Origin of the sequence: Bdellovibrio sp. HCB209, assembly GCF_047306065.1 — a bacterium.
Lineage (GTDB): Bacteria > Bdellovibrionota > Bdellovibrionia > Bdellovibrionales > Bdellovibrionaceae > Bdellovibrio.
This window is the reverse complement of the sequence record NZ_CP178618.1, coordinates 319,778-345,748: the sequence shown is the minus strand read 5'-3', so window position 1 is coordinate 345,748 and position 25,971 is coordinate 319,778. Positions and strand designations below refer to the sequence as shown.

The following is a 25,971-nucleotide window of genomic DNA, read 5'->3' as shown; positions in this document are numbered from 1 at the left end:
TTATATCGCCCTTGTTCAGCTTATTGGTTTCAAGCATATGCCTAAGCTCAGCATCAGCCTTTTCCGTAAGTATAACTTTCCACACCACTACCGCCAACCTGACGGTATATTTTTATATACCGTATTGTTTTATATACATCCACAACAATCCTGAATTGATAAGGCGGTTTGCAATAAAAACACCCCCGACAGCAGCAGCTATAGTGAGTTCTAACAAAGAGTCCCATTCGTACCCCGAACTAGCGTCTCAGCCTGAGACACCTTCTGGCATCTGGCTTGCTCCACTAAAAATCATGAATATGGTCTTTAAGGCTTTAATCCTTATAGGCGCGATCCTATTGTCGAATAAGTCGGCAGAGGCGAGCCAAAATTGCGGCAGATTCCTGTGCGGCTCGAGCTATTCGCTTTTGGATAGTCTGAGTGACGAAACAGAAAAGCTGGTGAAATCGCTAAAAAGCGAAGGCACTGCTGCGCCTAAAGACCTTTCGCAAGAGATCAAGAAGATCGAAGCAATGAACGAAGCTTACTTCAAAACAGCGGGCATCGCTTACGCAAAAATTCCTACGTCTTTAAAAATTAAAAACCAAGCCATCACTTACTCTCGCTATCACTTGCGTGGAAATCCTCAGGGAGATGGAACTGCGAAATCTTTGGCTGAAACGTCGGTGCCAGTGATCCTTGATCCGTTGTACCTTTATAATTACAAATATTTCGGCCATTTCCTCGACGAGAAAATCTTTGTTGGCCCCCACGTATTTAAACTCAATCTTTTAGGTATCACATCGACTCTGCAACACGAGCAGCTTCACTCTGTCGAACACGATAAAGTTCGCGCAGGAAAAATGAGCTTGGCCCGCCTGGAATTAATGAATTCGGAAGGCCGCAGATCCGTAAACTACGGAAACTACTTCCGCGTCGATGAAATCGAAACACATCTGCACGACTATCACTTGCTGACTGATGCCGCATCCACCGCACAACGGGATTTAGATTTAATTTCTCAAGGGCTTTCACCAGAAGCCTTGGATTCGATAAAAAAATATCGCGAGGTCATCATCAAAGATAAAACGCAGAATCTCCAGCGCTTCACCACTGAGGCCCAGGAGATGCTCACGAAAATCAAAACTCGCATCATGCATGGAGCGATCCCCTACTCCTCCAAGTACGATCCAAAAACGGGCGCCATTCGCGTGGTCTTCACGACAGAATTTAAGTCTTACGAATACATGAGCTTTGACCTTCAAGGAATCGCGATTCCTGCGGATCTGACAGACTGGGTGAAAGTTCGCGAGATCGTTTTGCAAACTTTGAACTGGTCACAAGAGCGCATTCAACAGGCACAAACAAATCATTAACCCAGCGACGCCCCGTTTCTGTGGTGAAAAAACCGCAATTAGCTTTCAACAAGGTCCCTTTTTACACTAAGGGACCTTAAATACCCCCTCCTAAGAGCCTGAACTACCGAGTAAAAACCTCGTATTAGGTCCAATGTCGAACCGATGTGAGACCCAAGCGTGATCCATGAGTTTTCAGGGTGTAAACTTGGGGCTTACGGAGCATATTTCCATATGCGTCACTAGGAGTGAAAAAGACCCCTTTTTCAAGGCCTTAAACCTTGTCTCCCCCTCTCGAGGATGCTAGTTTCGCTCCGTTAAATTGATTAAGTAAATACTCAAGGAGAACCATCGTGGCAGACTCTAAAAACAAGACTGCGAAGTCAGAAAACTTGAAAGGCGCAAGCCCTGAAGTTTTGGACGTGATCGCACGCCGTGCACTTTACCTTTCAACTCAAATGATCTGGCAAGCCAATCATCGCTCTGACAAAGAAAAAGGCGACCCAAAAATCGGTGGTCACCCAGCGGCTTGCGCAAGCTCTCTTCACATCATGGGTGCTTTGCACTTGATCGCAAAAACTGGTTTCGACCACATCGCGAACAAACCGCACGCTTCTCCAGTAGATCACTCTTACAACTATCTTTTGGATCTTTTGGTTAAAGGCGATCTTTCTAAACTAACTCAAGAACAAGCAGACCAAGCAATGAATGGTCTTCGTAAGTTCACTGATGGTTCTGAATTCGTATTCCAATCTTACCACTCTGCTTACGATCCAGATCACCACAACTTCTTCCCATCAGGTACAGTTGGTATTCCACCTGTTGAAGCTGGTTACATGGCACTTGCTTACCGTTACGCTCGTGAGCACGGTTATGAAGTTCCAGATGCACACTTCTGGGCTGTTTGCGGTGACTCTGAATTCCGTGAAGGTTCAATGTATGAAGCTGTTCCTGACTTCGCTGAACGTGAAATCGGTTCTTTGACTTGGATCTTGGATTACAACCGTCAATCACTTGATGGTCACCGTATCACGAACAAAGAAATCATGAATGGTACAGATGCTGACCGTGTTGAGCGCACAATGGCTGCGAACGGCTGGGAAGTTATCCAAGTACGTCACGGCTCTAAACGTAAAGCTTTGTTCGCTAAAAAAGACGGCGACACTTTCAAAAACTTCCTAGAGAAAAAATTGGAAGACTACGAACTTCAATCATTGCTTCTTGTTCAAGACATGAAAGCTTTGAAAAAAGGTATCGCTAAAGAACACCCTGACATGAAGAAATTCTTGGACAGCGTTTCTGATGAAGAGCTTTACGATGCACTTCGCGATTTCGGTGGTCACGATATGATCGCCCTTGCAGAAGCAATGGAGCAATCTAAGCTTTCTACTCGTCGTCCAACAATCATCATCGCTCATACACTTAAAGGCTGGGGCTTGAAAGCTGCAGCTCAACCAGGCAATCACAGCTCTCTTCCGCAAGAAGAAGAAGTGAATGCGCTTAAAGCAGGTCAAGGCATCACTGGCGATACTTTGTATCAACGTTTGGATGCTAACTCTGCTGCTGGTAAATTCTTGGCGGCTCGCTCTGAAAAAATCTTTGGCGAGATGAAAGCGCAATACGCTTTGAAAGCTAAGAACCAAGATTACTTCTTGAAAAAGCTAACTGAGTTCGGCGAAATCCCTCAAGCTTTGGACATCAACACGAAAATGACAAGCTACCCTCATACACAGTGGATGCTTGGTCAGTTGACTGCCAAATTGACTCGTATTTCAAATACGCCGCTTGATGAATCTCAGTTGAAAGAAAATCAAAAAGCCCTGACTGCGAATGAAAAACCATTCAAACTTCCGGGCGAGTTGTTCATCTCTATGGCTCCTGACGTTGGTACTTCAACAAACTTGAATCCTGCGATGGACGGTAAAATCTTCGGTGCTCCAGTTGTTGTCGACCACGAAACTGACTTGGGCGTTAAAGACCACAAACTTCCTGACTTGGTTCCTGGCGAAGAAGAATCAGATCGCTTCCTTCGTTTTGAAATCGCTGAAGGTAACGTTATGTCTTGCGTGGGTGCATTTGGTAAAATGCGCGACATCGTAGGCGTACCTATCATCCCATTGATGACTGTGTACGATTTCTTCATCAAACGTGCATTGGATCAATACTTCTACAACCTTTACTGGAAATCTTCATTCATCTGCGTTGGTACTCCATCAGGTGTTTCTCTTTCTCCAGAAGGCGCTCAGCACGGTTGGAAGTCTGACATCCAAATCCCGAACCAAATCACTTGGGAGCCGTTCTCTTGTATCGAACTTGACTGGATCATGTGTGACACAATCAAACGTCACGTTATGAACGACAATGCAGGCCGTACAGGTACATTGCTTCGCCTAGTAACTCGCGGTGTGGAACAGAAAGATCTTTTGAAGTACTTGAAAACTCAAGCTCGCTTCAAATCAGGTCTTGAAGGTCAATTGGCTCGCGCTGAATTCCCAGTTGCTGGTGGTATCAATGAAGAAGAAGTGGCAGCTATGGATGACGCTTCAATCTTGCAAACTCTTCGTGAAGACGTATTGCAAGGCGCTTACTACTTGATCGACTACCGTGGTTACGCTGGTTACGAGCCAGGTGACAACGTTGTGAACATCTTCGCTTTGGGCACAATGGTTACTGAAGGTATCAAAGCTTCTGAAGCTTTGCTTGCTCGCGGTATCTACGCGAACGTTATCGCGGTAACTTCTCAAGATCTACTTTGCGGTATCTTGGGTCGTGAAAACGACTACGAATACTTGAAATCAGGATTGGGTATTAACTCGAACTTGTTCCTAAGAAGATCAGAAGACGTATCCACTGGTGATTTGATCACTGTTGCTGGTAAACGTGTTCCAGTCGTATCTGTAGCGGATGGTGAGATCGGTATGCTTGATAACATCGGTTCAATTATCGGTGTTCGTCAGGAAGCTTTGGGCGTTGTTAAGCACTCTAAGTGCGGTCGCCCTTCAGAGATCTATGCTTACCACCACATCGACGCTGAAGCGGTTGTAGAAGCGTGCGGTAAAGTATTGGCAGAGACTGCGCTTGAAAAAGTGATCGTTTCTGAAAATGCTTTGGGTGAGACTCACCAAGCAGAAGGTCGTACAGCTCACTGGACAGATCTTTGGCCTTCAAAAAATCCAGTTCATAAACACTAAGAACTGAATTGATTAAAAACTTAAAAGGGCTCCTGATGAGGGAGCCCTTTTTTTATTCCATCGACATCCATAGAATTTTCAGCGAAGCTTGGCTCATGGACTACACAGAGCTCGCAAAATCAGAATTCCCCTTTGAGGGAGAGTTCTATCTCTCAAAGAACAAACGCTACAATGAGTTGATCTTCTTCGTGCACTTCTATGAGGGCACGAAGCGCGAGCTCCTTCGTCATATCAAGATGGTGAATGAATTTGGCTTTGATGCTTTTGCATTCCAACTGCAAGGCACTGCCAAAGATATCATCAAGCAACTTCCAATCACTGCTGATGGCGCCGTCGGCGTGAAACATGTTTACGCTGCACAGATCGAAAAACTTCTAAATGAGATTCCCGGCAACAAAATAGTTTACAGTTTCTCGAATCCGTCAGCTTCAGCAATTGAAGCAATGGCGAAACGTCACTGCCAAGACACTGTTGCCTTAATTTGCGACAGTGGACCAACAGCAAGATTTCTGCCGTCTGTTTGGAAACTTATGCGCAACTACAAGTTTCCATTTCTCTTCGGCGGCCTAAGAGTCCCAGCCACTGCGGCACTCGGCGTGTTCTGGTCTTTGCACTTTCACAAAGATTTGCACGAACAACTCGCAAAGTTTCCTGATCAGTTTCCGATTTTGTCAATTCGTGGATGGAAAGATAAACTCATTCCTCCGTCGCACATCGACGAAGTTTTCGAACCGCATCACAATTTAAATTGGACCAAATTGAATCTACCAGAGTCTGAGCATCTTACCGGACTGCGTGATTTTCGCAGTGAGTATGCGCCTAGTGTCGACGCTTTTTTGAAGCGTGTGGCCACACCAATTATTAAATCCATTTAATTGGCGCTTTGTGATAGTCCCCTCTTAGACTTTATTTGCAGAGGGGAACTTCAATGAAGCACATCTTTATTATTTGTTTGTTACTTATGCCTTTCGCGGCCGAAGCACGCGGTTACTTGTACCAAGGCTCATTCGATTCTTACGGTGAAAGCTACGCAGTAAATCTCGCAAATCTTCCGAACGACAAGCTAGCAAATCTTCCTTCCGATCAACGTGCGATGTGTGAACAACGTTATGGTCGTATCCTTAATGATGGCTTGATCGATATCCGTGTAGCGATGGGTTACCTTGATTGGACAACTGGAAGTGTTGTTCGCAGTGGTTCTCGTAACTACGGCTACAGTCCTTCTATCGACATCGGCGCTTACTATGCTCTTCGTGAACTGATCACAGGCAAATGCCGTGGCAACTTGCAACTGTGCCGCTTTAAACAAGAAACCTCCGGCAACCCGTATGTGTTCGTTAAAAACGTAACTGTTCACGGTCGCCAAGTACGCGCACGCATCGAAATGCAATTCGCTTCAGCTTCTGAGTTCCTTGAAAACAACATCAACTCTGCAACTCAAGAGCAACGTACAGCTTTCATGCAAACTTTCTATGATCGCGCTTTGCAAGATGCAGATGCGGCTTTCTATTTCGGTCACTCACGCAATGGTGGCGGTCCTGACTTTGCTCCGCCAAAGTTGATTCCTGGTACAAACAAAGTGAACTACGCTGGCTACTACAAAAAGTACCGCCCTGGTTTCAACAAAATGCTTCAGTCTTTGAGCAACCCAAGCAGACAAGCAGATGTTATCGGAATGATGTCTTGCAACTCTCGCGACAACTTCATGAACAAACTTCGTTCCGTCGCTCCAAAATCTGGCGTGATCACTTCAACAGCTGTACTAACGGTTGAGGAAGTTTACACGGCGATGATCGGTGGTATGGACGGTTTGCTACGTGGCCAGTGTCAAAAGTCATACTACAAATCCCTGAGAATGACTGAGCGTAATGCTCAAAACATCACTATGGATGGAATGTTCGAATAAGGTTAAAATAAGTAGATTTCAAAGTTTTGGATAAGGAGGTTCAAAATGGTGCAAATCGAACAGTTACCTCACCCTGATTATCTGAAATACCCAAGTCACAGAACGTTGGGTTTTTTCAACAACCATGAACAAGCAACAAATGCAGCTCAAGCCATCATACGCGAAGGATGGCTTGAAGGTGATCTGCATGTCTATGAAGGCGACTACGGCGTCGATGCCGTGGATGCTGATGGCTCACGCCACACACTCAAAGAAGCCTGGGGACGCTGGGTTCAGAAATTCCTAGGCACTGGTGAGTGGGACTTAGTCGAAGAAGCCGATCAAGAGCTGCGCCAAGGACATTTACTTCTGTCTGTCGCCACCAAAAACGAAGAGGAAAAGTACACCGTCGCAGAATTGATGATTCTGAATGGTGGCCACGGAATCAGATATGTGGATCCTCTTTACAACGAGGAACTTACTCCTCCAGGACATCATCCATCGTAATTTATCAGGTACGTCCTTACCTCCCAGGTAAGGACGTACCTTTTTCTCTTGTCTCACTCTGAGACGTCGAGCCTAAATTGTCCTTCGTCTAATCCTTCACACACCAATTCACTTATATGAGATTCCACGAGGTATATCTCTTGCTCTCTATGATGCTGAAGAGGTGTATCCATGAGACTTCGTTACGCATTCCTATCTAAGATCGTTATCCTAGCGGTTATCAGTTCAAGCCCGGCATTTGCGGGTGATGGAGAATACAGCCATGCGGCTGCGGCGGACCACCATGCACCAGCAGGAAACTCTCATGACCCAGCTGTCTACTACACACAAGACCCACATGAACTAGCTCAAATGAAGCACAACATGGCTCATTGGGCGATGCAGTCCTTTGCACATGGAAATAAGGCCTTTGCGGAGTATAAAAAAATTGAAAACTCAATTCTTAGCAACCCCCTAATGTCCTTAGATAAATTGGTGGAGTTATCAAACAAACATCAACACCAATATACCTATCAGAGCAATCACACGGAGCATGGAAAAACTGTTACTCAGAAAAAACTGGATGGCAGACTTTTTATCGTTAATGTCCAATACCGCGAAAGCCTACCAAGTGGTGAATTAAGCACCGTACAATTGACAGAGGGCTCTGGTGATAAAGTCATGATGACGATCATCACTCATGAAAAAGCAAAGACAAATCCCTTTGTACTCCTGGAAGCACTTGTGAAGCTCTCAGAAGTTTTCGATATTTCCACTATTAGTGGTAACCAACAGACGATTAAACCAGGCACAAGTTTTTTTCATCACAATTACGGCGCTTTTGAGACTCATATTTTCAACCTTTCTAAATCTCTGGGTATCAGTAATATAGGGCCCGCTCCAGGCACCTACTCTCACCAACTGGGAACTTGGATCCGTCCAGTGACACCGATGGAGCTTGCTGAGCTTCGCGCCAACGCGGCCGCAGGCAGTGCGATATCTCAAAGAACAATTACAGAAAATGACACCAAGGCATTCCAACGCATGAAAGCTTCTTTCGCGACGTTCTTACCAATTAAAAACATGACTGCAGATGCGAAGAGAGCTGCTCTTGCAGAGTACGCAAAGCTGAAAGGTGTAGGTTTAGATTCATCATCTACCTATGAAGTGATGCTGCAAGCGTTCCAAGATAAAATTGATATTAAAAACAAACGTGACCTTGAGTCGATCAATGAACTTGCTAAGAGAACTTATCGCACTCAGATGAAGTCCTACAAAGATGGCGCGGCAGCACGTGAGGAGGTTGTTCAAAACAAATCTCTAAGCGAGATGGTCAAAGCCAATGATCGTGCGGGAGTCGCAAGCGCTATGGAAACAATGCTTCCATGGGAAATCATGGAGCCTACAGAAAAAGTTTTCTGGAAAGAATACGTCGATGCTATTCGTAATCCAAATTACGAAGGTGCACCAATTCTTTTCCGCGGAATCGATCATCAAGAAAAACTTCAATCCGTAACGGACAGTAAGGGCAACATTATTGGTGGCGGACTTTTCTCCAAGCGTTTAACCGCAGGATCGGGATCTCACCTGTTTAAACTAAAAGGCTTAGTAGAAACATTTGAAACATTCGGAACTGATGGCGTGAACTCAAGAAAATCTATCTCACCTTTGAATCAACCACACACGTTGACTAAGATGATGTTGAATCACGCGGCCAATCCACAAGGCTCCCCGTTTATTTCTCTAACTTATAATTTGGAAATCGCCTACAGCTTCGGGAACGGAATGGTCACACCAAAAAATGATCCCACTAAATCCGAAAAAGCGATGAAAGACTATCTTAATAGCAATGCCTCCGGTGGAGTCGCGACATTAAGAATCGATAAGCGCAGAATTATTACTAATAGCGTTTCTGGATTTACTCACGAGATCGAAGTTTTAGCATCCATGCTGATCTTTCCCGATGAAGTTCTTTACCTGGAAAAAGGTGTTTACTTCTATGGAACTGGCGGCGAAGTCAAACGCATTTCAAAAGAAGATTATTATAAGAATGCACGCGATATCGTGTACAGAAAAACCGGGCAAGTTCTTCCAGAAAGCTATCTAGACTACTCTTTCAACGGACAGAAGGCCTTCTTTAACGGATTCTCTGAGATGGAGTTACGCCTTCGCAAAGTATATCCAAATCAACCGGGCTCATGCGGTAAGGTTTTTAATTGATGCTAAAACTGCGCGCGATTCTTTTTAGTGCGATTCTTCTGCTAGGGTTTGTGGCTTTTGCCGCAAGCCCTTCAGAGTTTTTGCACGAACAAGAAATGATTCGCGTGTATGTCGATAAAGCACCAGGTTTTGGCCATCAATCTGCGGGTATTTCAGTGATGCGCCGACTGCGTGATCTGGGCTTTAAGGGCGAGTTTGAAGTGGTTTATCAATCTTCTGTCGCTGGAAAAATTCAAAAAATCTATCCTGGATTCCCTGAAGGTATTCCCGGAGATGTTCACTATGTCGAACTTAACAAGTACTATGAGATGACTGCAAGACAGCTTGCTCCGCAAATACCTTTTGCTATTTCTGGTGCGGATGATGGCTTTGGCGAAGAGTTCGCTAAAATTGCAAAGGCGGATAAGTATCTCCGCCTGCAACCATTGGGTTGGGGACCAGGAACATTATTTGAAAATGGTAAAGCTGTAGCAATGCCTACGATGAATGATCTGGCCTTGGTGAATCTAACTTCAACAACCGAACAGGATCTTTTAAAATCCCTTCCTGAAATGCGTGAACTTTCTGCTGATAAGGCTCAGTTTGTAGAACGCTTTGCGATTGAAGCTAAATCGCAATTTAGCTTTCCAGTTTACGGGGTCGGCACTCAGACATTTGCTCCGCAGCGTATGTTCTTTTACGGTAAAGCTGTTAAAGCGGCCGCTGCCAAATTAGATAAAACAAAAGCTGTGATCGTTCCCGTCGTTTCCCCGTTCAATACTCAAGAGATGGATACGTTTTCAAAAATCTTCGGAAAGAAATCCGGTTTTGAGGCTGTTAATGCCACTGAATTAAAGCATCAGAAGCAAATGCACTTACTTACTCCCCAGGAGTTTTCAAATCTGTCTGCGCTAAAGCCTGGAAATGTGTACTTCGTATTTGTAGGCTCTGTTCCGCAAGCCGTATTTAATTTCTTTTATGAGAAAGCGACTTTACCAGTGTGGGTTGCCGGTAAGAATGCGATGAGCTTTGCCGCTACTCAAGGTAAGCCTTATTTCAATACGGTGAATGACTACTACTTGCCTGCGACAGAGACCCTTTCGAAAGAGTCTTTGAAAATACTTACGAATGCGCAAATTGGATTCGACAGTGGCTATGGTAAATTCATGAATCAGCCAGAATTGACTGCTGTAAGTAAATATATTCAAGCCGCTGCAACACCGGGAAATGAACTCGCAAACTACTATGCAAACTTAGGTGCAAAGCTTTCTAGCAATGACCGAGTTCTGGAAGGACTTCGCTTTATTACACAAAGCCCCTCTGCCCTCTCCTGCTCAAAAGTATTTCAATAATTACTTCGCAAGATAACGATTGATCGCATCAGCCACTTCAGCTGATTCGTTGATCGCACGTTGCGCGATTGAGATTTTCTTATTGTGATAACCTAAAGCACGGAGCTGTTGTGTGTGCCATGGCTCTTCGCTGACATTCGCCATATTGTAAGCAGCATTCTGATAACCGAATTGATTCGCGATATCTTGAGTCGCAATGTCTGTGCGCTTACGATCCACCCACAAACGCGCCGTTTGAGCCACATGACAGCTTACGCAGTCCATATTCTCTGGATTGTAGTGTTTTGGATTTTCAATCTTATAAGCTGCTGCAAGTTCAGTGCGGATCAAGTCTTCGTTTTTTACACGTACTCGTTGAGACTCCGCCACCAAATTCGTCAACGTGTCTTCGCCATTCGCGCGAGGACCCGCGATACCACCGCCAGAGAAAGTTTCACCCGACGTCACCACATTCACGAAGGACTGCGCGGTATTTTTACCCAAGCGAGGCAAAGTCATTGTGATCAACTCGCCATTCTTAAATTCAAACGCGCCAAAGAGCCACATCGCTCCGCCGCCACGTAAGAACATCGCCGTCACACGAGAGAGTTTCTGTTCGCTCGCGTATTTTAGAATGATTCTGTTAAGGTCTTTTAGAGAAGCTACTCCACGACCTGAATTCCAAGCTGGATGAGGGCCCAATGGTAAACCACGAGTCTCGACACCTGTTTTAGCTTTCCACGCTTGCAGGTCTTGCAACAAAGAATCGAATTCTGCATCTGTCAGTGGATAGAATGAGTGCAAAGCTGCATCGATCGCTTCGATGGAGTTGTCTTCTTCCCATTGCAACAGAGGTTGCCACACCAAACGCAATTGTTTTTGGCAGCTGATTTGAGTCGGGTACGGAAAACATGGATCGATACGCATCGCCACCACACGCATGGAACGTGCATTGGTTTGCGGATCCATATCCATCGCAATCGGAGAAATGCGCTCAAAGATTTTCTCTGGCAACAAACCCTTCATCGGAAGAGTGTTTACGTTTCCATCTGCTTGATGTTGCAAAGGCATGACGTAAGAAACGTCATTCAAATCCCAGGCAGCATAAGTGTTCAATGAAAACGACAGGGCCAAAAAAACGAGAGCAATTTGTTTCATGCGCGAAACATCGCGCCTCGGCTGCAATATTTCAATGAAATTCACATTTAACATGTAAGTGAAAACTAAACTGATTGGATCAGCAAAAACACGCAAAGCATTAAAATCGCGAGACTTTCTAAATACAAGGTGGAGAGGTACGTCCTTACTTGGGCAAGTAAGGACGTACCTTTGGGGATATGGTCCAGTTCCTCATTTACACCTTTGACTTACACATTATTTACATAGTAACTAATATGTAAATGGAGGCTTTCAATGAGTGCCGTCGCCCTTCCCGCTTTGTCTGACATTCAGTTTGTTTCCCCCGATCAACTCCAACCTCCCGCTGGAGTTCCCACGGGAGTGACCACCTTGGATGACTTCCTTTTATGGAAGGGAATTCCTAAAGGAGACCTCAGCCTCTTCCAAGGAAACCCCGGGACCGGCGCCACCTCTCTGTGGGTGAGCATGACCCAAAAAGCCCACGCAGATAACAAGTGGGTGGCTTGGGTGAATGGCGGCACTCAGCTCCTCCCCGCCCATTTGACCAGCAGACAGATCAACTTAAAAAAGTTGCTCGTGGTCAAGGAACCCAAAGAGGCCGATCAGCTTTTCTGGGTTTTACAAGAACTGGTGACGAGTTCTTTGTTTGAAGTGATCGGGTGTGAATTGAAAGAAATGTTTTTCAAGAATCACCAGCTGCAAAAACTTAAAAAACTTTGCCGCTTTCATAAGGTCGCTTTGATTTTTGTCTGTCACAAGGTGAGCAAGTTCGTGAATCCACTCTTTAGTCTGATCATTCAGTTCCAAAGAGACTTCATCACGATTCAAAGAGCTCTTCACCGTCCAACACCGTTTACTGTCGCAGGGAGTATGATTTATGCGAACTTTGTGCATCAATTTAAAGACACAGCAAGAAAGCTCCTCAGCTGAGGCTTTCCTGACTTTAAGTCCGCGAGTTCAATTCCGCTTCCCGCATTATATTTTTATCGACATTGAATCAACAGCTCATCTCCTGGGAGGAGAAAATGGAGTTTTACAAAAAGCCATCGAGATCAGTCATAAATTCAACGTGGAAAGCAGTGCCGCGATTGCAGACACCGCTCCTGTCGCGCAGATGCTTGCGAAATGGAAGCCTTTCACTGTGGCTCCTCGTGGTGCTGAACATCGTGAGCTTTCAGGTCTCGGCCTTGATGCGCTAAAAGATCTTGAGGGCTTGGAGCCCTGGACGCAAAAAAGCCTGATTGAACATGTGATTTCATTCGCACGCACTTTAGGTGTGTGCACTTTAGAAGAAGTTTATAATTTCCGTCTGGTTTCACTGCGCGAGCGGTGGGGAGATTTCGGTGTTTTACTTTGGAATCGTTTGCATTCTCAAGACTCTCAAGTCATTTCACCTCTTGTGCCTCGCGACCCTCTTGTGGGGTATGGCTACCTGGATGATCCCTTAGGATCTGTGCCGCTGCTTTTTAATCGTATCAAACCAGTGATGGATGCTTTGTTTGCGCGCCTGAATGGCCTCTCCCGATATGCGCACAAAATGGAAGTGATCCTGCACTGTGAATACTCTGATAAACGTTACTTACTCTCCATTGAGCCTGTCAGTGCCAGCCGCGATCAGGCTTTATTTGAAGATCTTCTGTATAAGAGAATGGAAAAAACCGAACTGACTAATCCCATTCGTGAGTTTGAGGTAACGGTTTACGATGTGCCTGAAAAAATCCAACAGCTGGATTTTTTTGAGCCTCGCGATAATTCCGAAGACCGCTGGAGACGCTTGATCAGTTTTGCCAAGCAATCCAATTGCGAAATGGGATTCTTGCAAGTTGAGGCCAGCCATTTTCCAGAACAAAGTTTTCAACTTGTGACCGAATGGCCTGAGGATTTTAAATCCGAGGACTTGGTGGAACGCCAAGAGGGTGCCTTACAAGTTAAGAACACCTACTCTAAAGGTTTAAAGGAAAGTCCTCGCCCTTCATTACTTTTAGAAAAGCCACAAGCTTTAAGCGGAAGCGAAGTGCAAAGACTTCGTTTTGTTTCATCGATGCCCAGTGAACGCATTGAATCTTCGTGGTGGCAGATCTCTTCGCAGGAGTTAAAACACCGCGATTATTTCTTTGCGATGTCACAACAGGGACAACTCGTTTGGATTTTCCAAGACAAAGTCAGTTCCCAGTATTATCTGCATGGATACTTTGATTAATTAAATGAATAAATCCGTTCAAGTCCGCTCTTCAAACTCCATTGCTCCGACAGCCAAAGGCTTTGTGGAGCTTTTGGGGCGCAGTAATTTTTCTTTCTTAAGAGGAGCTTCCTCCCCCGAAGAAATGGTCGAAGCCGCTATTCATAATAACTATGATGGCATTGCGATGTGCGACTTAAATGGGCTTTATGGGGTTGCTCGCGGCTTTCTGACTGCGAACACTCCCTCTGTCTTTACCGCTTCTTCGAAAGCCAAGGAAGGTTTTCGTTATTTAATCGGCTCAGAACTGACTCTGACTGATGAAAGCACCATCACTCTGATTCCGAAAAACAAACTGGGCTACACGCATTTGTGTGAACTGCTCACTTTAGGCAAGCGACAAGCCGCTAAGGGATTTTCTTCCTTAAAGTTAGAACAGATTGAAAAGTACAGCCAAGGACTCTTGTGCTTAGCTTTGCCGCCCATTGATGAAAAACGCTATGACAGTTTAGAAAAGATTTTCGGTGATCGACTTTACATTCCCGTCTGGAGAGATCTGACTTGGGAGTCTCACGAGTTCTATCGTCAGGCTTTGGAACTTGAACAAAAATGTGGCGCTCAATTGTTCGTCACACAACGACCGTTCATGCATTCTAAAGACAGAAAGCCATTGTTCGATGTTCTGACTTGCGCTCTTCATCACACGACTTTGGAAAATGCCAAGGACAAATTGATCCAAAATGCTGAACGTTCACTCAGATCACTCCCGCAAATCAGCTCCCTGTGGGCCGATCGGGTCGACCTTGTGGAAAAGACTGTGGAAATCGCTGCACGTGTGGATTTCACGTTGGATGAAATTCGTTACCGCTATCCACGATCTAATCTTCCGCAAGGTAAGACGCCGACAGAATATTTACGCTTCTTAGTCGAGGAGGGACTCAAGTGGAGATTCCCCAATGGCGCTTCAGCAAAGATTCTTAAGACCATTGAACATGAACTCGAAATGATCAAAGAGTTGGAGTACGAGGACTACTTTCTTACATTACGTGAAATTTGTGATTTTGCCGATCGCAAAGGAATTTTATATCAAGGCCGTGGATCTGCTGCGAACTCGATTGTTTGTTTCTGCATTGGACTCACATCCGTCAATCCCAATGACATTGATGTTTTATTTGAACGTTTTATTTCTCGCGAACGACGTGAACCTCCAGATATCGATATCGACTTTGAACACAGCCGTCGCGAGGAAGTGATTCAATATATCTATGAAAAATACAATGAACGTCATGCCGCCATGGTCTGCACCGTCGTTCGTTTTCGTTCGCGCATGGCTATTCGCGAAACAGCTAAGGTATTCGGTATTTCTTTAAGCAACATCAACGCCATGGTTAAGTTCATGGGCCGCGATGGAATGCGCAGACTTATTGAAGATCCCAACATCCATAAAAAATTCGGAGTCGAAAGTCAGGAAATGTGGATGCTGTTTTTAAAAATGGCAACTCAACTGCATGGATTCCCCCGCCACTTGGGAATTCATACGGGCGGATTCCTGATCACTCAAGATCCGATCACAGAGATGGTCCCCGTAGAAAAAGCGACGATGAACGGTCGTTACGTGATTCAGTGGAATAAGGATGACGTTGCGGTTTTGAAGTTAATGAAGATCGACGTTTTAAGCTTGGGAATGCTGACTTGTTTAAGGAAGTGCTTTGATCTTTTAAAGAAGCATAAGGGCGTCAGCTTTAATCTCGCAAGCATCCCGCAGAATGATCCAAAAACTTACGATATGATTTGTAAGGCCGAAACCGTCGGTGTTTTTCAAATTGAATCCCGCGCACAGATGCAGACTCTGCCTCGTATGTTGCCCCGAAACTTTTATGATCTCGTCGTCGAGGTGGCCTTGGTGCGCCCAGGGCCCTTACAAGGTGGCATGGTTCATCCTTATTTACGTCGTCGCCAGAATTTGGAACCTGTTACTTACGCTCATGAAAACTTAAAACCCATTTTAGCTCGCACGCACGGTGTTCCTATCTTTCAAGAGCAAGTTATGAAGATCGTGATCGTCGCTGCCGGGTTCTCCCCAGGGGAAGCCGATGAGCTTCGTCGTATTATGTCCTCTGCTTGGAGGAAACGCTCCACCATGGAAGCCATCCGTGATCGCATTTTGACGGGTTTTAAGAATTATGGAATCACTCAAGAGTACGCAGATCAAATCTATGCAACCATCGAAGGTTTTGCGAATTACGGTTTTCCAGAAAGCCATGCCGCAAGTTTTGCCGTTTTAACTTATGCAAGCTGCTATTTGAAATGCAATCACCCCGATGTTTTTGTCTGTGGTCTTTTAAACAGTCAACCCATGGGATTCTATGCGCCTCGCACTTTGATCGCCGAAGCCCAAAGAAATGGCGTGAAGGTTTCCCCTCTATGTATTCAAAATTCTGACTATGATTATACTTTAGAAGAAGAAAACGACAACGGCACCCACACCCTGCGAGTTGGATTGCGCTCGATTTTTGGTCTTCCTGAGGAACAAGCCCGCAAAATCGAAGATGAAAGAAAACTTAATGGCCCCTATCAAGACATCAAAGACGTCATTCAACGCACGCAACTGCCTCGCAGTGTTTTAGTTAAGCTTGCAGCAACAGGAGCCATGGAATGCTTTGATACCAGCGCACGTGATCTGATTTGGCATATCGAGGGACTTAGCCTAGATCAAAATAGTTTTCTGTGGGGCCAACCCAAAGAAATCCTGACTCAAGGATCTTTGGATGAGGATGAAGAAAGTGGCGACACCATTCCATTTGAATCCAACTGGGATCGCATGCGCCGCGAATACGACACTAAGGGGTTTTCTGTCGACTCCCATCCTATGTCAGTACTGCGTTCCTATTTAAAAACTAAGAACCAGGCTCTGATCGAAAATAAGTTTGTGCCTTACATGACTTCTAGTGACCTTGAACGCTTGCCTGTGAAACGTAAAGTTCGCGTGGCGGGGCTTGTTTCTATAACCCAACGCCCTCCGACAGCAAAAGGCATGTGTTTTATCACGCTTGAGGACGAGTTCGGTTTTATGAACATCGTCATTCACCCTGACGTCTATCAAAAAGACCGAATGGTCATTTACGGGCGTTCGTTGCTGGAAATCCAAGGCCAAGTGGAAAAAGTGGGCAGCATCATCAACGTCAGAGCAATTAATGTTCTTCCCCTGTCGTAATTAATCGGTTAACTTTGTCCCATGCTTTTGGAATCTTTAGAGTTTCTTTTAACACCGACCACACCGATTGCGCGCAAGTACGGATTTTTATATTCGTCGATTTCGCTACGCCATCGTTATCACCGTCAAAAGAAAAACTGGCTTCCTCATCTTAAGAACTGTCAGGATCTATTCTTAGAAACTGCCAAGTCTTTACCACAAAGAAAAAGTGTTGTGGTGATGGGTAGCGCCCATTTGCACGAAATCCCTTTGCACCTCTTGATGGATACATTCGAACAAGTGACTTTAGTGGATGTCATCCATCCTCTAAAACATCACTTACAGGCTAAACGCTATTCTCGCTTAAAGCTTGTGACGATGGATTTGACGAATGCCTTGGATAAAATTCAAGGCCTCAACACTCTCGAGGAATTAGACAAACTTGCCAAAATGCTGGCGGGTGAAAAGCTTTTCCACTTTGAGGCAGACTTAATTGTCTCTGCAAACTTAATGTCACAACTAGCACTGTTGCCACTCGATGCCGTTGAAAAGAAAATCAAACGCACCCTTGAGCTGGAAGAAAAAGACATCATTTGCACCCAGTTCGCTGAAACTCATTTGAAAAACTTGAGTGGCTGCACGGGCACAAAGCTCATTTACTCCGACCGCGAAGTTATCTATCACGATAAGAACGGCGAAATCATGTACACAGGCCACTACCCTGTGAATTTCGCTGGCTATAAAAAATTAAAAGAATGGATCTGGCATTTGGCTCCCCTGAAGGAAGCCTCCAAAGACTATTCTATCGATATGAAAATCGAAGCCTACAAAGGCTAAAACCTATTTTTTGATCGCAACAAAAAGACCTTCAAACGTCGGAGCAATCGCAGCTTCGTAAAGATCAGGATTTGCCAAACGCTCGTTGAACTCTTTCATGATGCGGATTTGTTTTTCTGAAAACTTTTGAGTCGTCGCCTGTCCCCATACAGCGCCACTTAAAAAGATATTGTCAGCCAAAACCAAACCACCTTTACGGAGGTTTTTTTCAGCCCACAACAAATAATCCAGATAAGCCGCTTTATTCCCATCAATGAAGACACCATCAAAAGGGCCCTGCGCTTCAAGCTTCACTAACTCTTCGCGAGCATCGCCGACAACTAAATGAATTTTCTTTTTGGATTGATCCAACTTAGAAAATACTTCCGCAGAACGACGAGCATGTTCAGGGTCTTTTTCCAAAGTCCACAACTCCCCCCCCTCGGGCAAGGCTTCAAAAAAGTATTGAGCTGATAAACCAGTCAGAGTCCCGATCTCCACGAACTTCTTACATCCATGCATCTTGACCAGAACATGGGCCAGCTGTGCCTCTGCTGCGGAAATGCTAATTCGCGCTAGACCTAGCTCTTCAGCGAACTGACGAGAAAGTTTTTTAGTGTCGTTCTCTTTATCAAAAAGAGCGCCCAGGTATTCTTCTTTGTTTGAAAGCACTGATTCACGCATGCAGCGATCCTCTCACGACTTCGTCTAGAAGTTAACAGGAAGTTAATTTGCGAGGCATTCTTACCAGGAATAACCTGAAAAGGACAGCATCACTTGATCATGGAGGATCATATGATTACTGGCATCGCGCAACAGCGCACCCAATTGGCCATTCAGTTCCTCATGAGCCTAGCTTTGGCTGGCGCTACCGGGGCATGTTCCTCAAAAACAAGTCGGGATGATGAGTACCTTCTTCGTCCGGTAAGAGTGAGTCCGCAAAACCCACCTGAGTCCGCCTTACGTCACACCACTCAAGACCTACAAAACAGTGTTCGCTATGCAACGCTTTCCAAAAATATTCGTTTCGATTATGCCAGCGCCGAACTCACGGCCTCTACTAAAAACGCCTTGGATACAATCGCTAACGAGATCAACGAATCGCTAAACTCTTTTGAAAAAATTCGTCTGACTGGCGTGACTGATTCCAGTGGTGATGATTCTCGTAACATGCAGCTCTCTGAACGTCGGGCTGAAAATGTTCGACGTTATTTGATCTCCAAAGGAGTTCCCGCCAACAAAGTCGAAGCCATCGGCGTGGGAGCAACCAACACCATCATCCCAGGCACAAAAATTAAAGCTGCTGCTGATCGCCGCGTTGACTTTGAGATTGTGCGCTAGAAAATTTCAAGGCTTAATAAGAGTCCATGAATCCACTTTTAGTTTTTGATCTAGATGGCACTCTGATTGACTCGGCACCTGACATTATCGTTGCGGTTAATCGCACTCTTACCAATCACGGTAAGCCCACGCTCGGCGATCAACAGATCATTTCCCACATTGGTGAAGGTTTGAAAAAACTTCTAGCGGATCTTTTCATGGGCGATCAACTCTCCCCCGCTGATGTGATAAACCTAGAGGCCGAGTTCTTAAAAATCTACGAAGAGGAAATGCTTAACAAAACTCAGATTTATCCTGAGGTAGAAAATTTCTTAGATAACTATGCAGGCCCCATGGCTATCATCACCAACAAGAATGAAGTTCCCGCGAAAATTATCATCAAACATCTGGGACTAGATCGCTTCCCGTGGATCAATGTTTTTGGAGCGGACACTTTAGAAGAACGCAAACCAAGTCCGTTGCCATTGAACACAATGATGAAACTTGCTGGTCACAATCCGAAAAACACAGTGATGATCGGTGACGGAATTCCTGATATGGTTTCTGCGCAAAGAGCTGGGGTTCCTTCGCTCGCGATCGAGTTCGGCTACACAACACCCACAATACTCGGACAGTACGAGCCAAAGGCCTTTCTGAAGCGATATTCCGAGCTTCCTCGTTTACTCAAAGAACTCTTTCCTCACATGTAAACGCGATACAAATTTGCGTTCTATTCTCAAAATGAGGCACGCCAAAACCCATATATTTGGAGTATTTTTTGGATTCACAAATGATGGTCCAGATGCCTTAAGTGTGTTCCCCGTTATCCGATAAATTTCTATATGAAGACCCAAGGGAAAGTTTGGCTGTTTTACGACGCCGAAAAGAAGATTCAATCAAAGCCAATGTCTGTTGTTCAGGCACAGGTCTTTTTGTTGTCGTTAAAGAAAGCCGATTATCCTAAATGCTTCATCTGGACACCAGGGTGGCCAGATTGGACTTCGGTTAAAGAGTTTTTGAAATCCGGTCAGAACTATTTCGTAATGACGAAACCACCAAAACCAGGTGGCAAGACCGTCACTAATATCATCGCTCCTAAGAACGACGACAAGACCGCTCTTATCGAGTTGGGTGGTGATGCTGATCCAACGATGACTCATACGACAGTGACTAAGTCAGGATTCTTTACTCGCGTGAGTGATGGACAGGCCATTAAGAGCTCTGCTCCGATGGACTATGGCTATTACCACCACGATTTCAACGGTGATGATTTGGATATTTCCAAAATCAATAAAATCGCCGCTCCCGACAAAGTAAAAGTGTACGAAGAAAGCATTTCTAGAAACGAAGATTCTGATCGTCGTAAGGACACTCGTCATTACTTCAAAATCGAAATCATACTAGTTTCAAAAACAAAGTCTTTCCGTACTCACTCTAAGGATATTTCCATCAGCGGTACTCAGCTTGAAAAAGAAATTCCTCGTGAGTTTTTAAATATCCCTTTTGATCTGATCATCGTAAATCCTTACGAAAAAGATTCCTCTCGCGGTCGTCTGCTTTTCAAAGCAAAGATCGTGGGCGACATGACGGATCCGCGCCGCCTGATGTTCATCGAGCAGGATTCTGATATGACGGCAAAGCTTGATTCTCTACTAAGGTCTTACCTCGAAGCTCAAGTTCGCGATAAAAAAGCAGCTGGATAAAAATCAAATATATTTAAGAATCTTAATTAAAGATTTCTTTACAACTCTCCGATCTCAAGACGAAGCACGTTCTAGGAGAGTTCATGAAGAATTTTGCCGCTGCTACAATGATGTTATGCCTATGCTTTGGTCTTGGTGCCTGTGAGCCGAAGGTGGAAGAGTCTTCCAGCTCGGGTCTTCATCTCTACATCACATCCGGAACTTGTTATGTCGGCAGCGGACTCACCGCAGAAACGCCTTCACGCACAGTTAATAAAATTAATCTGTCGACTGGTGTGATCGAAGAAATCGTCATGGACTATAACACTGTGAACAGTGCGGATCGCCCTCAGAGCGTTGTTAGTTATGATGATCAGAACTTATTGGTATTGATCGAAAACAGCACCAGCAATCTTCGCCGCATTGATATGGTTAAGAAAAAGGGCGACAACCAGTTCTCTACTTGGTTGAGTGATTCAACTATCCTCACGACGACAGCGACAAACATCGTACGCGGTATGGTTCGTACACCAGATGGTGGCTTGTTGATTTCAAAAAGTGTTGCAGCTGAAAAAGTCAGCTCCAGCAAAGGTCGTGTGACTGTGGGCGCAAATCCATTTATCAACGCCCCTGCTGGTGGTACATGTGGGACTGCAAATAATACTCTGATCAGTGCAGTGGTCGCTCTACCAAATTCCAAGTATATTTTCGCACACGCTTCAGCGAATCCCAACAATCGTGTGGTTTTCGTGAATAGCACTAGCGGATATTCAACGAATGCAGATTGTTCTTCTGCAGTATCAGCACCGGCAACGACAACATTTCCGACAGCGATGGCCTATATCCCCTCCACAACAGCACCAAGCACCGGATACCTTTTGGTTGCGTACTCTAGCAATACAGCAAACCAAGATTACATCTACACATATGATGTGAATGAAACATCCGGTACAATTTCTGGTGGCACTAAGGCTTATGAAAACACATCTGTGCTAAGAGGTATGTCGGCAATGACTTATGATGCTTCGACAGGTTTGCTATTCGTGGCAAATGGATCAACAGCTCTTGCTAATGGTATTGAGCAGTTTACTTTCGATGCGACTTCGAAAACGTTGTCACGCGTGCATACGGTTCCATTCTCTGGAACTAGCCTCTATACGAAATGTATTTCGGGAATGACGATCGCAAACTAAGGGCGCTCGTAAACTTGAATCATTGCCATGTACTTACGAAGTGCAATCACATAGGCATTTTGATCAGGGATTGCGGTCTTATTGATAAGAGCACCCGTTCTACCAAAATAAATATACGGTAAATAGTCAGCATACTTATCTGGAGTAATGTGGCTTAGATCATTGATTTTGATTCTGTGTTTCAACTGGCGCAACGCCTCGATCAAGTATCCCATCGTCGCAATCGCTGCATTTTCAGGAATATCCAAATTGTCTGAGGTGATTCCGTATTTATCTACGACAGCTTGAGGAAGAAATTTAATCTGCGTCAGACCACGACTGTTTTCATCAACATCTTTACCTGAAGACAAGGCACGCATTAACTTCGCAAGGCTAACAGCCCAAGGCGCGGCTTCCTTAAGTTTATAACGAGCACTTTCACCGAACAAAGTCTCGCGACCCAAGATTCCCACGGAGATATGGGCTAGTAATGTGTATTCTTCGCCGCCTATTTTGTAGAGCTTTTGCAGATCGGCCTTATTCATCGCAAGCGCTTGAATAAATCTACGAACATTCTCTGTGCGAACCTGGTTCTGTGTTGGCACCAGCATAATCTGACAATTCTCACAATTGGAGTCGGGCCACTTCCACTCCTGAAAACCATGATCTTTCAGAATAGAAATTTCCATTTGTGAAGTTTCATCGATAGAGACTGCATAGGCATAGCCACTGTCTACAAAAGTGACAGCGACAAATAGGGCTACTCCTATTGAAAGCCAAATGTTCTTAATTTTCATCTCAGTCTCCGACTTCATAACTATGCAATTCACAATCCTAAATTAATTAGCTGGAAAAGAGGTTGATCTCATCGGAATCCCTAGGGATGCTAGATACTTCACGGAGGAATACATGAACTTGATTGATCTTTCCATTCGTCGACCCGTCTTTGCCTGGGTCATCATGTTTGCCCTGATTGTGTTTGGTGCCATCTGCATGAACCGCATGGGTATCAGCCAATTACCTGACGTCGACTTCCCTATCGTCAGCGTTTCAGTAACATATGAAGGTGCTGCCCCTGAGATTGTCGAGGCCGAACTCGTCGATCCTATCGAAGAACGTTTGCTTGCCATCGAAGGCATCAAAGAAATGCGTTCATCTGCTCGTCAAGGCACAGGAACTGTCACTCTTGAGTTCGATATCAATCGTAACGTTGACGTCGTATTGCAAGAGGTGCAAACAGCTCTGAGCCAATTGCGCCTTCCACAAGGTGTCGACCCTGCGGTTGTTCGTAAGCAGAATCCTGAAGAAGACCCGATCATGATCGTCTCCGTTTACGGTGATGCTTCTCTTAGAGACATGTTGGTCTGGACTGACAATTACTTGCTAGATCAATTGCGCTTCCTTCCTGGTATCGGCGAAGTCAGCATCGGTGGTTTCAGCGAAAGAAATCTACGTATCTGGATCGATAATAAAAAACTGCAACAGTACTATCTGACGGTAAATGATGTTGTTTCCGCTCTGACGACTCAACATTTAGAAAGTGCCGCGGGACAATTCACCGAAAAAGGACGTGAACTTCGTGTTCGCTGGTTGGGTGAAGCGTCTACCGTTCACGATGTCAGTAATATCCAAATCATCAATCGCGGCGGCCAACGTATTCACGATGCTAAGATCTATATCAAAGACATCGCAACCGTCGAAGATGGCCTTTCAGATGTTCGCCGTATTGCCCGCTTTGAAAAACATCAAGCCGTAGCCCTGCAAGTCCGCAAACAGCGTGGTACGAACGAAGTCGAAGTCGCTGCTGCAGTAAAAAATAAACTTGAATCCATCAAAGATAGCTTCCCCGAAGGCTACAACTACCGCATCAACGTGGACTTCACTCGCTCCACAGAAGCGACAGTTCATTTAACTCTTGAAAAACTTTGGGTGGCGGCCCTTATCACTATCGTTGTGTGTTTCTTCTTCTTAGGAAGCATACCTGCCGCGATCAATATCTTGTTCTCGATACCCACCTCCATTGTGGGTACATTTACGATTCTTTATTTCTCGGGCTTTACATTAAATCTCTTTACGCTTCTTGCCCTGACTCTTTCTATTTCCATTGTCGTGGACGATGCGATCATGCTCTTAGAAAACATCATCCGCCACTATAGGATGGGTAAAGGCTCTGCGAAAGCGGCCTCTGATGGATCGAAAGAAGTTTTACCTGCTGCAATCGCGGCGACTCTCGCGGTTGTTGCCGTATTCCTTCCGGTAGTTTTCATGGATGGAATCATCGGTAAGTTCTTCTTCCAATTCGGTATCACCATGAGTGCTGCCGTTTTGCTATCACTTCTTGAAGCTGTGACCATCACACCGATGCGTGCGGCAGCCTTCCTAAGCAGTGAGCCTAAGGTTTCTAAGTTTGAACACTATCTGGACGTGTTATTTGAAAAATTCGCTCACTCCTATCAGGGAGTTCTAAAATCAACGTTGAATTGGAAGTTTTCCATCGTCTTTGTTTCGATGGTTTTCTTTGGTGTCTCGTTGTTCCTAGTTACAAAAGTCCGCCAAGAATTCGTTCCCGCGCAAGATCAAGATTTCATTATCATCAATGCGCAGGCTCCCCCAGGAACATCCCTGGATGCGACCAGCAAAATGAATGAGCAAATCGAAGCAATCCTTCACAAGAATCCAAATGTCGCAGGATTTGTAGTTTCCATTGGTGGAGGCGGCGGCGGCTCCTTCGTCAATCAGACGTTCATGCCAGTAAGTCTGAAGCCACGCGCTCAAAGAAATATCACTCATACGCAAATCATGACCCAATTGCGTGAGGAATTTAAAGCCGTTAAAGGCATGAGAATTTCGATGCGTGATATTTCTGCGCGAAATCTTTCTTCAGGCCGTCAGAATCCTCTCGCAATCAACCTTCGCGGTGCGGATCTTAAGGTCCTTCAGGAAAAATCAGAGGAGCTAATGTCCCGCCTGCAAAAAGAAAACTTGGCGGTGGATTTGGATACGGATTTCCGCTCAGGTATTCCGGAGCTTATCATTACTCCAGATCGTGCAAAGATGGCTGCCAGAGGCGTTTCGATTGAGACTGTCGGTCAATTGCTTCAGGCCGGTGTTGGCGGTCTTCGTCAAGGTCGCTACACAGCTGACGGCCGTCGTTACGATATCCGCTTTAAAATAAAAGAAGACCAAGTAACTAAAGCGAGTGATTTCAAAAATCTTTATGTTCGCAATAACTTTGGAAATCTGGTTCCAATGTCAGAGCTTGTTAACATCAAGGAAGACGGCGCGATCCAAGGTATCAGCCGTGTAAATCGTCAACGAGCGATCTCTGTCTTTGGTAACTTGTATCCAGGTCAATCCCAAGCCAAGGTGTTAGACAGAGCCTCAGCTATCGCTAAAGAAATCCTGCCTCCAGGATATTCTTTCGCACTAGAGGGAGCATCCGCAGGCTTTGCTCAATCCTTCCAAAGTCTTTATTCTGCATTGGCAGTGGGTATCTTAGTCGCTTACTTGATCCTAGCTGTACAATTCAACTCCTTCATCCATCCGATCTCGGTTCTGATGGCCCTCCCATTCTCGGTCAGCGGAGCCCTGATGGCCCTGTGGATGTTTGATGTGTCTTTGAACTTGTTCAGCTTTATCGGTTTGATCGTATTGATGGGTATCGCGAAAAAGAACTCGATCCTGCTCGTCGAATTTACGAATCAAACGCGGCAACATCATAAGGACGAAGGCAAAGATAAAAACATTGTCGCCGCCCTCATCGAAGCCTGCCCCGTTCGTCTGCGCCCAATCCTAATGACTTCGGTTGCAACTGTAGCAGCCGCAACTCCTCTGGTATTCGGCTCAGGCATCGGTTCTGAAACTCGCTTACCAATGGGTCTTGCGATCATCGGTGGTACGATCATCTCGACACTACTAACATTGTTCGTAGTACCAGCCTTATACCTCTCACTTTCGCCTCTCGAAAGAACCAAAGAAGTTAAGCTCTAAAACGCAAAAAGCCCGGGTCTCCCCGGGCTTTTCTTTTTTCAATCTATTTAAAA

The 25,971-nt window shown here is 45.2% G+C and carries 19 protein-coding genes; 16 read left to right on the top strand and 3 right to left on the bottom strand.

All coding sequences use genetic code 11. The features are described from left to right. Positions 1-203 precede the first annotated feature (203 nt). The 7 genes from ACLVWP_RS01760 to ACLVWP_RS01730 all read left to right on the top strand — a co-directional run bounded on the left by ACLVWP_RS01760 (position 204) and on the right by ACLVWP_RS01730 (position 10,447). Positions 204-1,355 carry a hypothetical protein gene (locus ACLVWP_RS01760; protein ID WP_413559651.1) on the top strand — a complete coding sequence of 384 codons (1,152 nt, stop codon included), beginning with the start codon at positions 204-206 and terminating at the stop codon, positions 1,353-1,355. Between the two features lie 332 nt (positions 1,356-1,687). After that, the gene (locus tag ACLVWP_RS01755; RefSeq protein WP_413559649.1) at positions 1,688-4,525 is read left to right on the top strand and encodes a pyruvate dehydrogenase; all 2,838 of its coding nucleotides are present in this window, start codon (positions 1,688-1,690) and stop codon (positions 4,523-4,525) included. Positions 4,526-4,620: 95 nt separating this feature from the next. Further along, a complete protein-coding gene (locus ACLVWP_RS01750) occupies positions 4,621-5,400 on the top strand; it encodes a hypothetical protein (RefSeq protein ID WP_413559647.1) in 780 nt (259 codons plus the stop codon). A gap of 53 nt (positions 5,401-5,453) precedes the next feature. Then, on the top strand, positions 5,454-6,431 hold the full coding sequence (locus ACLVWP_RS01745) for a hypothetical protein (protein WP_413559645.1): 978 nt from the start codon (positions 5,454-5,456) through the stop codon (positions 6,429-6,431). Positions 6,432-6,476: 45 nt separating this feature from the next. Further along, a complete protein-coding gene (locus tag ACLVWP_RS01740) occupies positions 6,477-6,917 on the top strand; it encodes a hypothetical protein (protein WP_413559644.1) in 441 nt (146 codons plus the stop codon). Between the two features lie 171 nt (positions 6,918-7,088). Then, positions 7,089-9,116: a hypothetical protein gene (locus ACLVWP_RS01735; protein WP_413559642.1), complete on the top strand. Its 2,028-nt coding sequence runs from the start codon at positions 7,089-7,091 to the stop codon at positions 9,114-9,116. Next, positions 9,113-10,447 (top strand): hypothetical protein, encoded by a 1,335-nt coding sequence (locus tag ACLVWP_RS01730; protein ID WP_413559640.1) that lies wholly within the window; start codon positions 9,113-9,115, stop codon positions 10,445-10,447. The genes ACLVWP_RS01735 and ACLVWP_RS01730 overlap by 4 nt, the downstream gene beginning before the upstream one ends. On the opposite strand, the gene ACLVWP_RS01725 is transcribed toward ACLVWP_RS01730, so the two are convergent. Further along, positions 10,448-11,584, bottom strand: a complete 1,137-nt coding sequence (locus ACLVWP_RS01725; protein WP_413559638.1) for a hypothetical protein — start codon at positions 11,582-11,584, stop codon at positions 10,448-10,450. 255 nt (positions 11,585-11,839) lie between these two features. Between ACLVWP_RS01725 and ACLVWP_RS01720 the strand changes: the two genes are divergently transcribed. Genes ACLVWP_RS01720 through ACLVWP_RS01705 form a run of 4 tightly spaced genes read left to right on the top strand, consistent with a single transcriptional unit; the run spans position 11,840 to position 17,775 of the window. Next, on the top strand, positions 11,840-12,496 hold the full coding sequence (locus ACLVWP_RS01720) for a recA protein (protein WP_413559636.1): 657 nt from the start codon (positions 11,840-11,842) through the stop codon (positions 12,494-12,496). After that, positions 12,444-13,766 carry a hypothetical protein gene (locus tag ACLVWP_RS01715; RefSeq protein ID WP_413559634.1) on the top strand — a complete coding sequence of 441 codons (1,323 nt, stop codon included), beginning with the start codon at positions 12,444-12,446 and terminating at the stop codon, positions 13,764-13,766. Before ACLVWP_RS01720 ends, ACLVWP_RS01715 begins: the two co-directional genes overlap by 53 nt. Positions 13,767-13,770: 4 nt before the next feature. Further along, a complete protein-coding gene (locus ACLVWP_RS01710; protein WP_413559632.1) occupies positions 13,771-16,959 on the top strand; it encodes a DNA polymerase III subunit alpha in 3,189 nt (1,062 codons plus the stop codon). A gap of 21 nt (positions 16,960-16,980) precedes the next feature. Beyond that, positions 16,981-17,775, top strand: coding sequence for a hypothetical protein (locus ACLVWP_RS01705; RefSeq protein ID WP_413559630.1), 795 nt, complete (start codon positions 16,981-16,983; stop codon positions 17,773-17,775). Between the two features lie 3 nt (positions 17,776-17,778). On the opposite strand, the gene ACLVWP_RS01700 is transcribed toward ACLVWP_RS01705, so the two are convergent. Further along, entirely contained in the window at positions 17,779-18,438 is a 660-nt protein-coding gene (locus tag ACLVWP_RS01700; RefSeq protein ID WP_413559628.1) for an O-methyltransferase, read from the bottom strand. Between the two features lie 111 nt (positions 18,439-18,549). On the opposite strand from ACLVWP_RS01700, the gene ACLVWP_RS01695 reads away from it, so the two are divergent. The 4 genes from ACLVWP_RS01695 (at position 18,550) to ACLVWP_RS01680 (ending at position 21,949) form a co-directional block, all read left to right on the top strand. Beyond that, positions 18,550-19,095 (top strand): OmpA family protein, encoded by a 546-nt coding sequence (locus ACLVWP_RS01695; RefSeq protein WP_413559626.1) that lies wholly within the window; start codon positions 18,550-18,552, stop codon positions 19,093-19,095. A gap of 26 nt (positions 19,096-19,121) precedes the next feature. Continuing rightward, the gene (locus ACLVWP_RS01690; RefSeq protein WP_413559624.1) at positions 19,122-19,784 is read left to right on the top strand and encodes an HAD family hydrolase; all 663 of its coding nucleotides are present in this window, start codon (positions 19,122-19,124) and stop codon (positions 19,782-19,784) included. Between the two features lie 132 nt (positions 19,785-19,916). Further along, complete coding sequence (locus ACLVWP_RS01685; protein ID WP_413559622.1) at positions 19,917-20,777, top strand: PilZ domain-containing protein; 861 nt, start codon at positions 19,917-19,919, stop codon at positions 20,775-20,777. Between the two features lie 83 nt (positions 20,778-20,860). Beyond that, positions 20,861-21,949, top strand: a complete 1,089-nt coding sequence (locus ACLVWP_RS01680) for a hypothetical protein (RefSeq protein ID WP_413559620.1) — start codon at positions 20,861-20,863, stop codon at positions 21,947-21,949. Here ACLVWP_RS01680 and ACLVWP_RS01675 read toward each other — a convergent pair. Further along, positions 21,946-22,725: a hypothetical protein gene (locus ACLVWP_RS01675; RefSeq protein ID WP_413559618.1), complete on the bottom strand. Its 780-nt coding sequence runs from the start codon at positions 22,723-22,725 to the stop codon at positions 21,946-21,948. The genes ACLVWP_RS01680 and ACLVWP_RS01675 overlap by 4 nt on opposite strands. A 112-nt stretch (positions 22,726-22,837) precedes the next feature. Here ACLVWP_RS01675 and ACLVWP_RS01670 point away from each other — a divergent pair, with 112 nt between their 5' ends. Next, on the top strand, positions 22,838-25,918 hold the full coding sequence (locus ACLVWP_RS01670; protein WP_413559616.1) for an efflux RND transporter permease subunit: 3,081 nt from the start codon (positions 22,838-22,840) through the stop codon (positions 25,916-25,918). Positions 25,919-25,971 lie beyond the last annotated feature (53 nt).

Coding starts and splice junctions, on each gene's coding strand:
- ACLVWP_RS01705 (WP_413559630.1), top strand. CDS start 16,981: ATGCTTTTGGAATCTTTAGAGTTTCTTTTAACACCGACCACACCGATT.
- ACLVWP_RS01685 (WP_413559622.1), top strand. CDS start 19,917: ATGAAGACCCAAGGGAAAGTTTGGCTGTTTTACGACGCCGAAAAGAAG.
- ACLVWP_RS01695 (WP_413559626.1), top strand. CDS start 18,550: ATGATTACTGGCATCGCGCAACAGCGCACCCAATTGGCCATTCAGTTC.
- ACLVWP_RS01710 (WP_413559632.1), top strand. CDS start 13,771: ATGAATAAATCCGTTCAAGTCCGCTCTTCAAACTCCATTGCTCCGACA.
- ACLVWP_RS01750 (WP_413559647.1), top strand. CDS start 4,621: ATGGACTACACAGAGCTCGCAAAATCAGAATTCCCCTTTGAGGGAGAG.
- ACLVWP_RS01670 (WP_413559616.1), top strand. CDS start 22,838: ATGAACTTGATTGATCTTTCCATTCGTCGACCCGTCTTTGCCTGGGTC.
- ACLVWP_RS01700 (WP_413559628.1), bottom strand. CDS start 18,438: ATGCGTGAATCAGTGCTTTCAAACAAAGAAGAATACCTGGGCGCTCTT.
- ACLVWP_RS01740 (WP_413559644.1), top strand. CDS start 6,477: ATGGTGCAAATCGAACAGTTACCTCACCCTGATTATCTGAAATACCCA.
- ACLVWP_RS01745 (WP_413559645.1), top strand. CDS start 5,454: ATGAAGCACATCTTTATTATTTGTTTGTTACTTATGCCTTTCGCGGCC.
- ACLVWP_RS01720 (WP_413559636.1), top strand. CDS start 11,840: ATGAGTGCCGTCGCCCTTCCCGCTTTGTCTGACATTCAGTTTGTTTCC.
- ACLVWP_RS01725 (WP_413559638.1), bottom strand. CDS start 11,584: ATGAAACAAATTGCTCTCGTTTTTTTGGCCCTGTCGTTTTCATTGAAC.
- ACLVWP_RS01735 (WP_413559642.1), top strand. CDS start 7,089: ATGAGACTTCGTTACGCATTCCTATCTAAGATCGTTATCCTAGCGGTT.
- ACLVWP_RS01680 (WP_413559620.1), top strand. CDS start 20,861: ATGAAGAATTTTGCCGCTGCTACAATGATGTTATGCCTATGCTTTGGT.
- ACLVWP_RS01675 (WP_413559618.1), bottom strand. CDS start 22,725: ATGAAAATTAAGAACATTTGGCTTTCAATAGGAGTAGCCCTATTTGTC.
- ACLVWP_RS01715 (WP_413559634.1), top strand. CDS start 12,444: ATGCGAACTTTGTGCATCAATTTAAAGACACAGCAAGAAAGCTCCTCA.
- ACLVWP_RS01690 (WP_413559624.1), top strand. CDS start 19,122: ATGAATCCACTTTTAGTTTTTGATCTAGATGGCACTCTGATTGACTCG.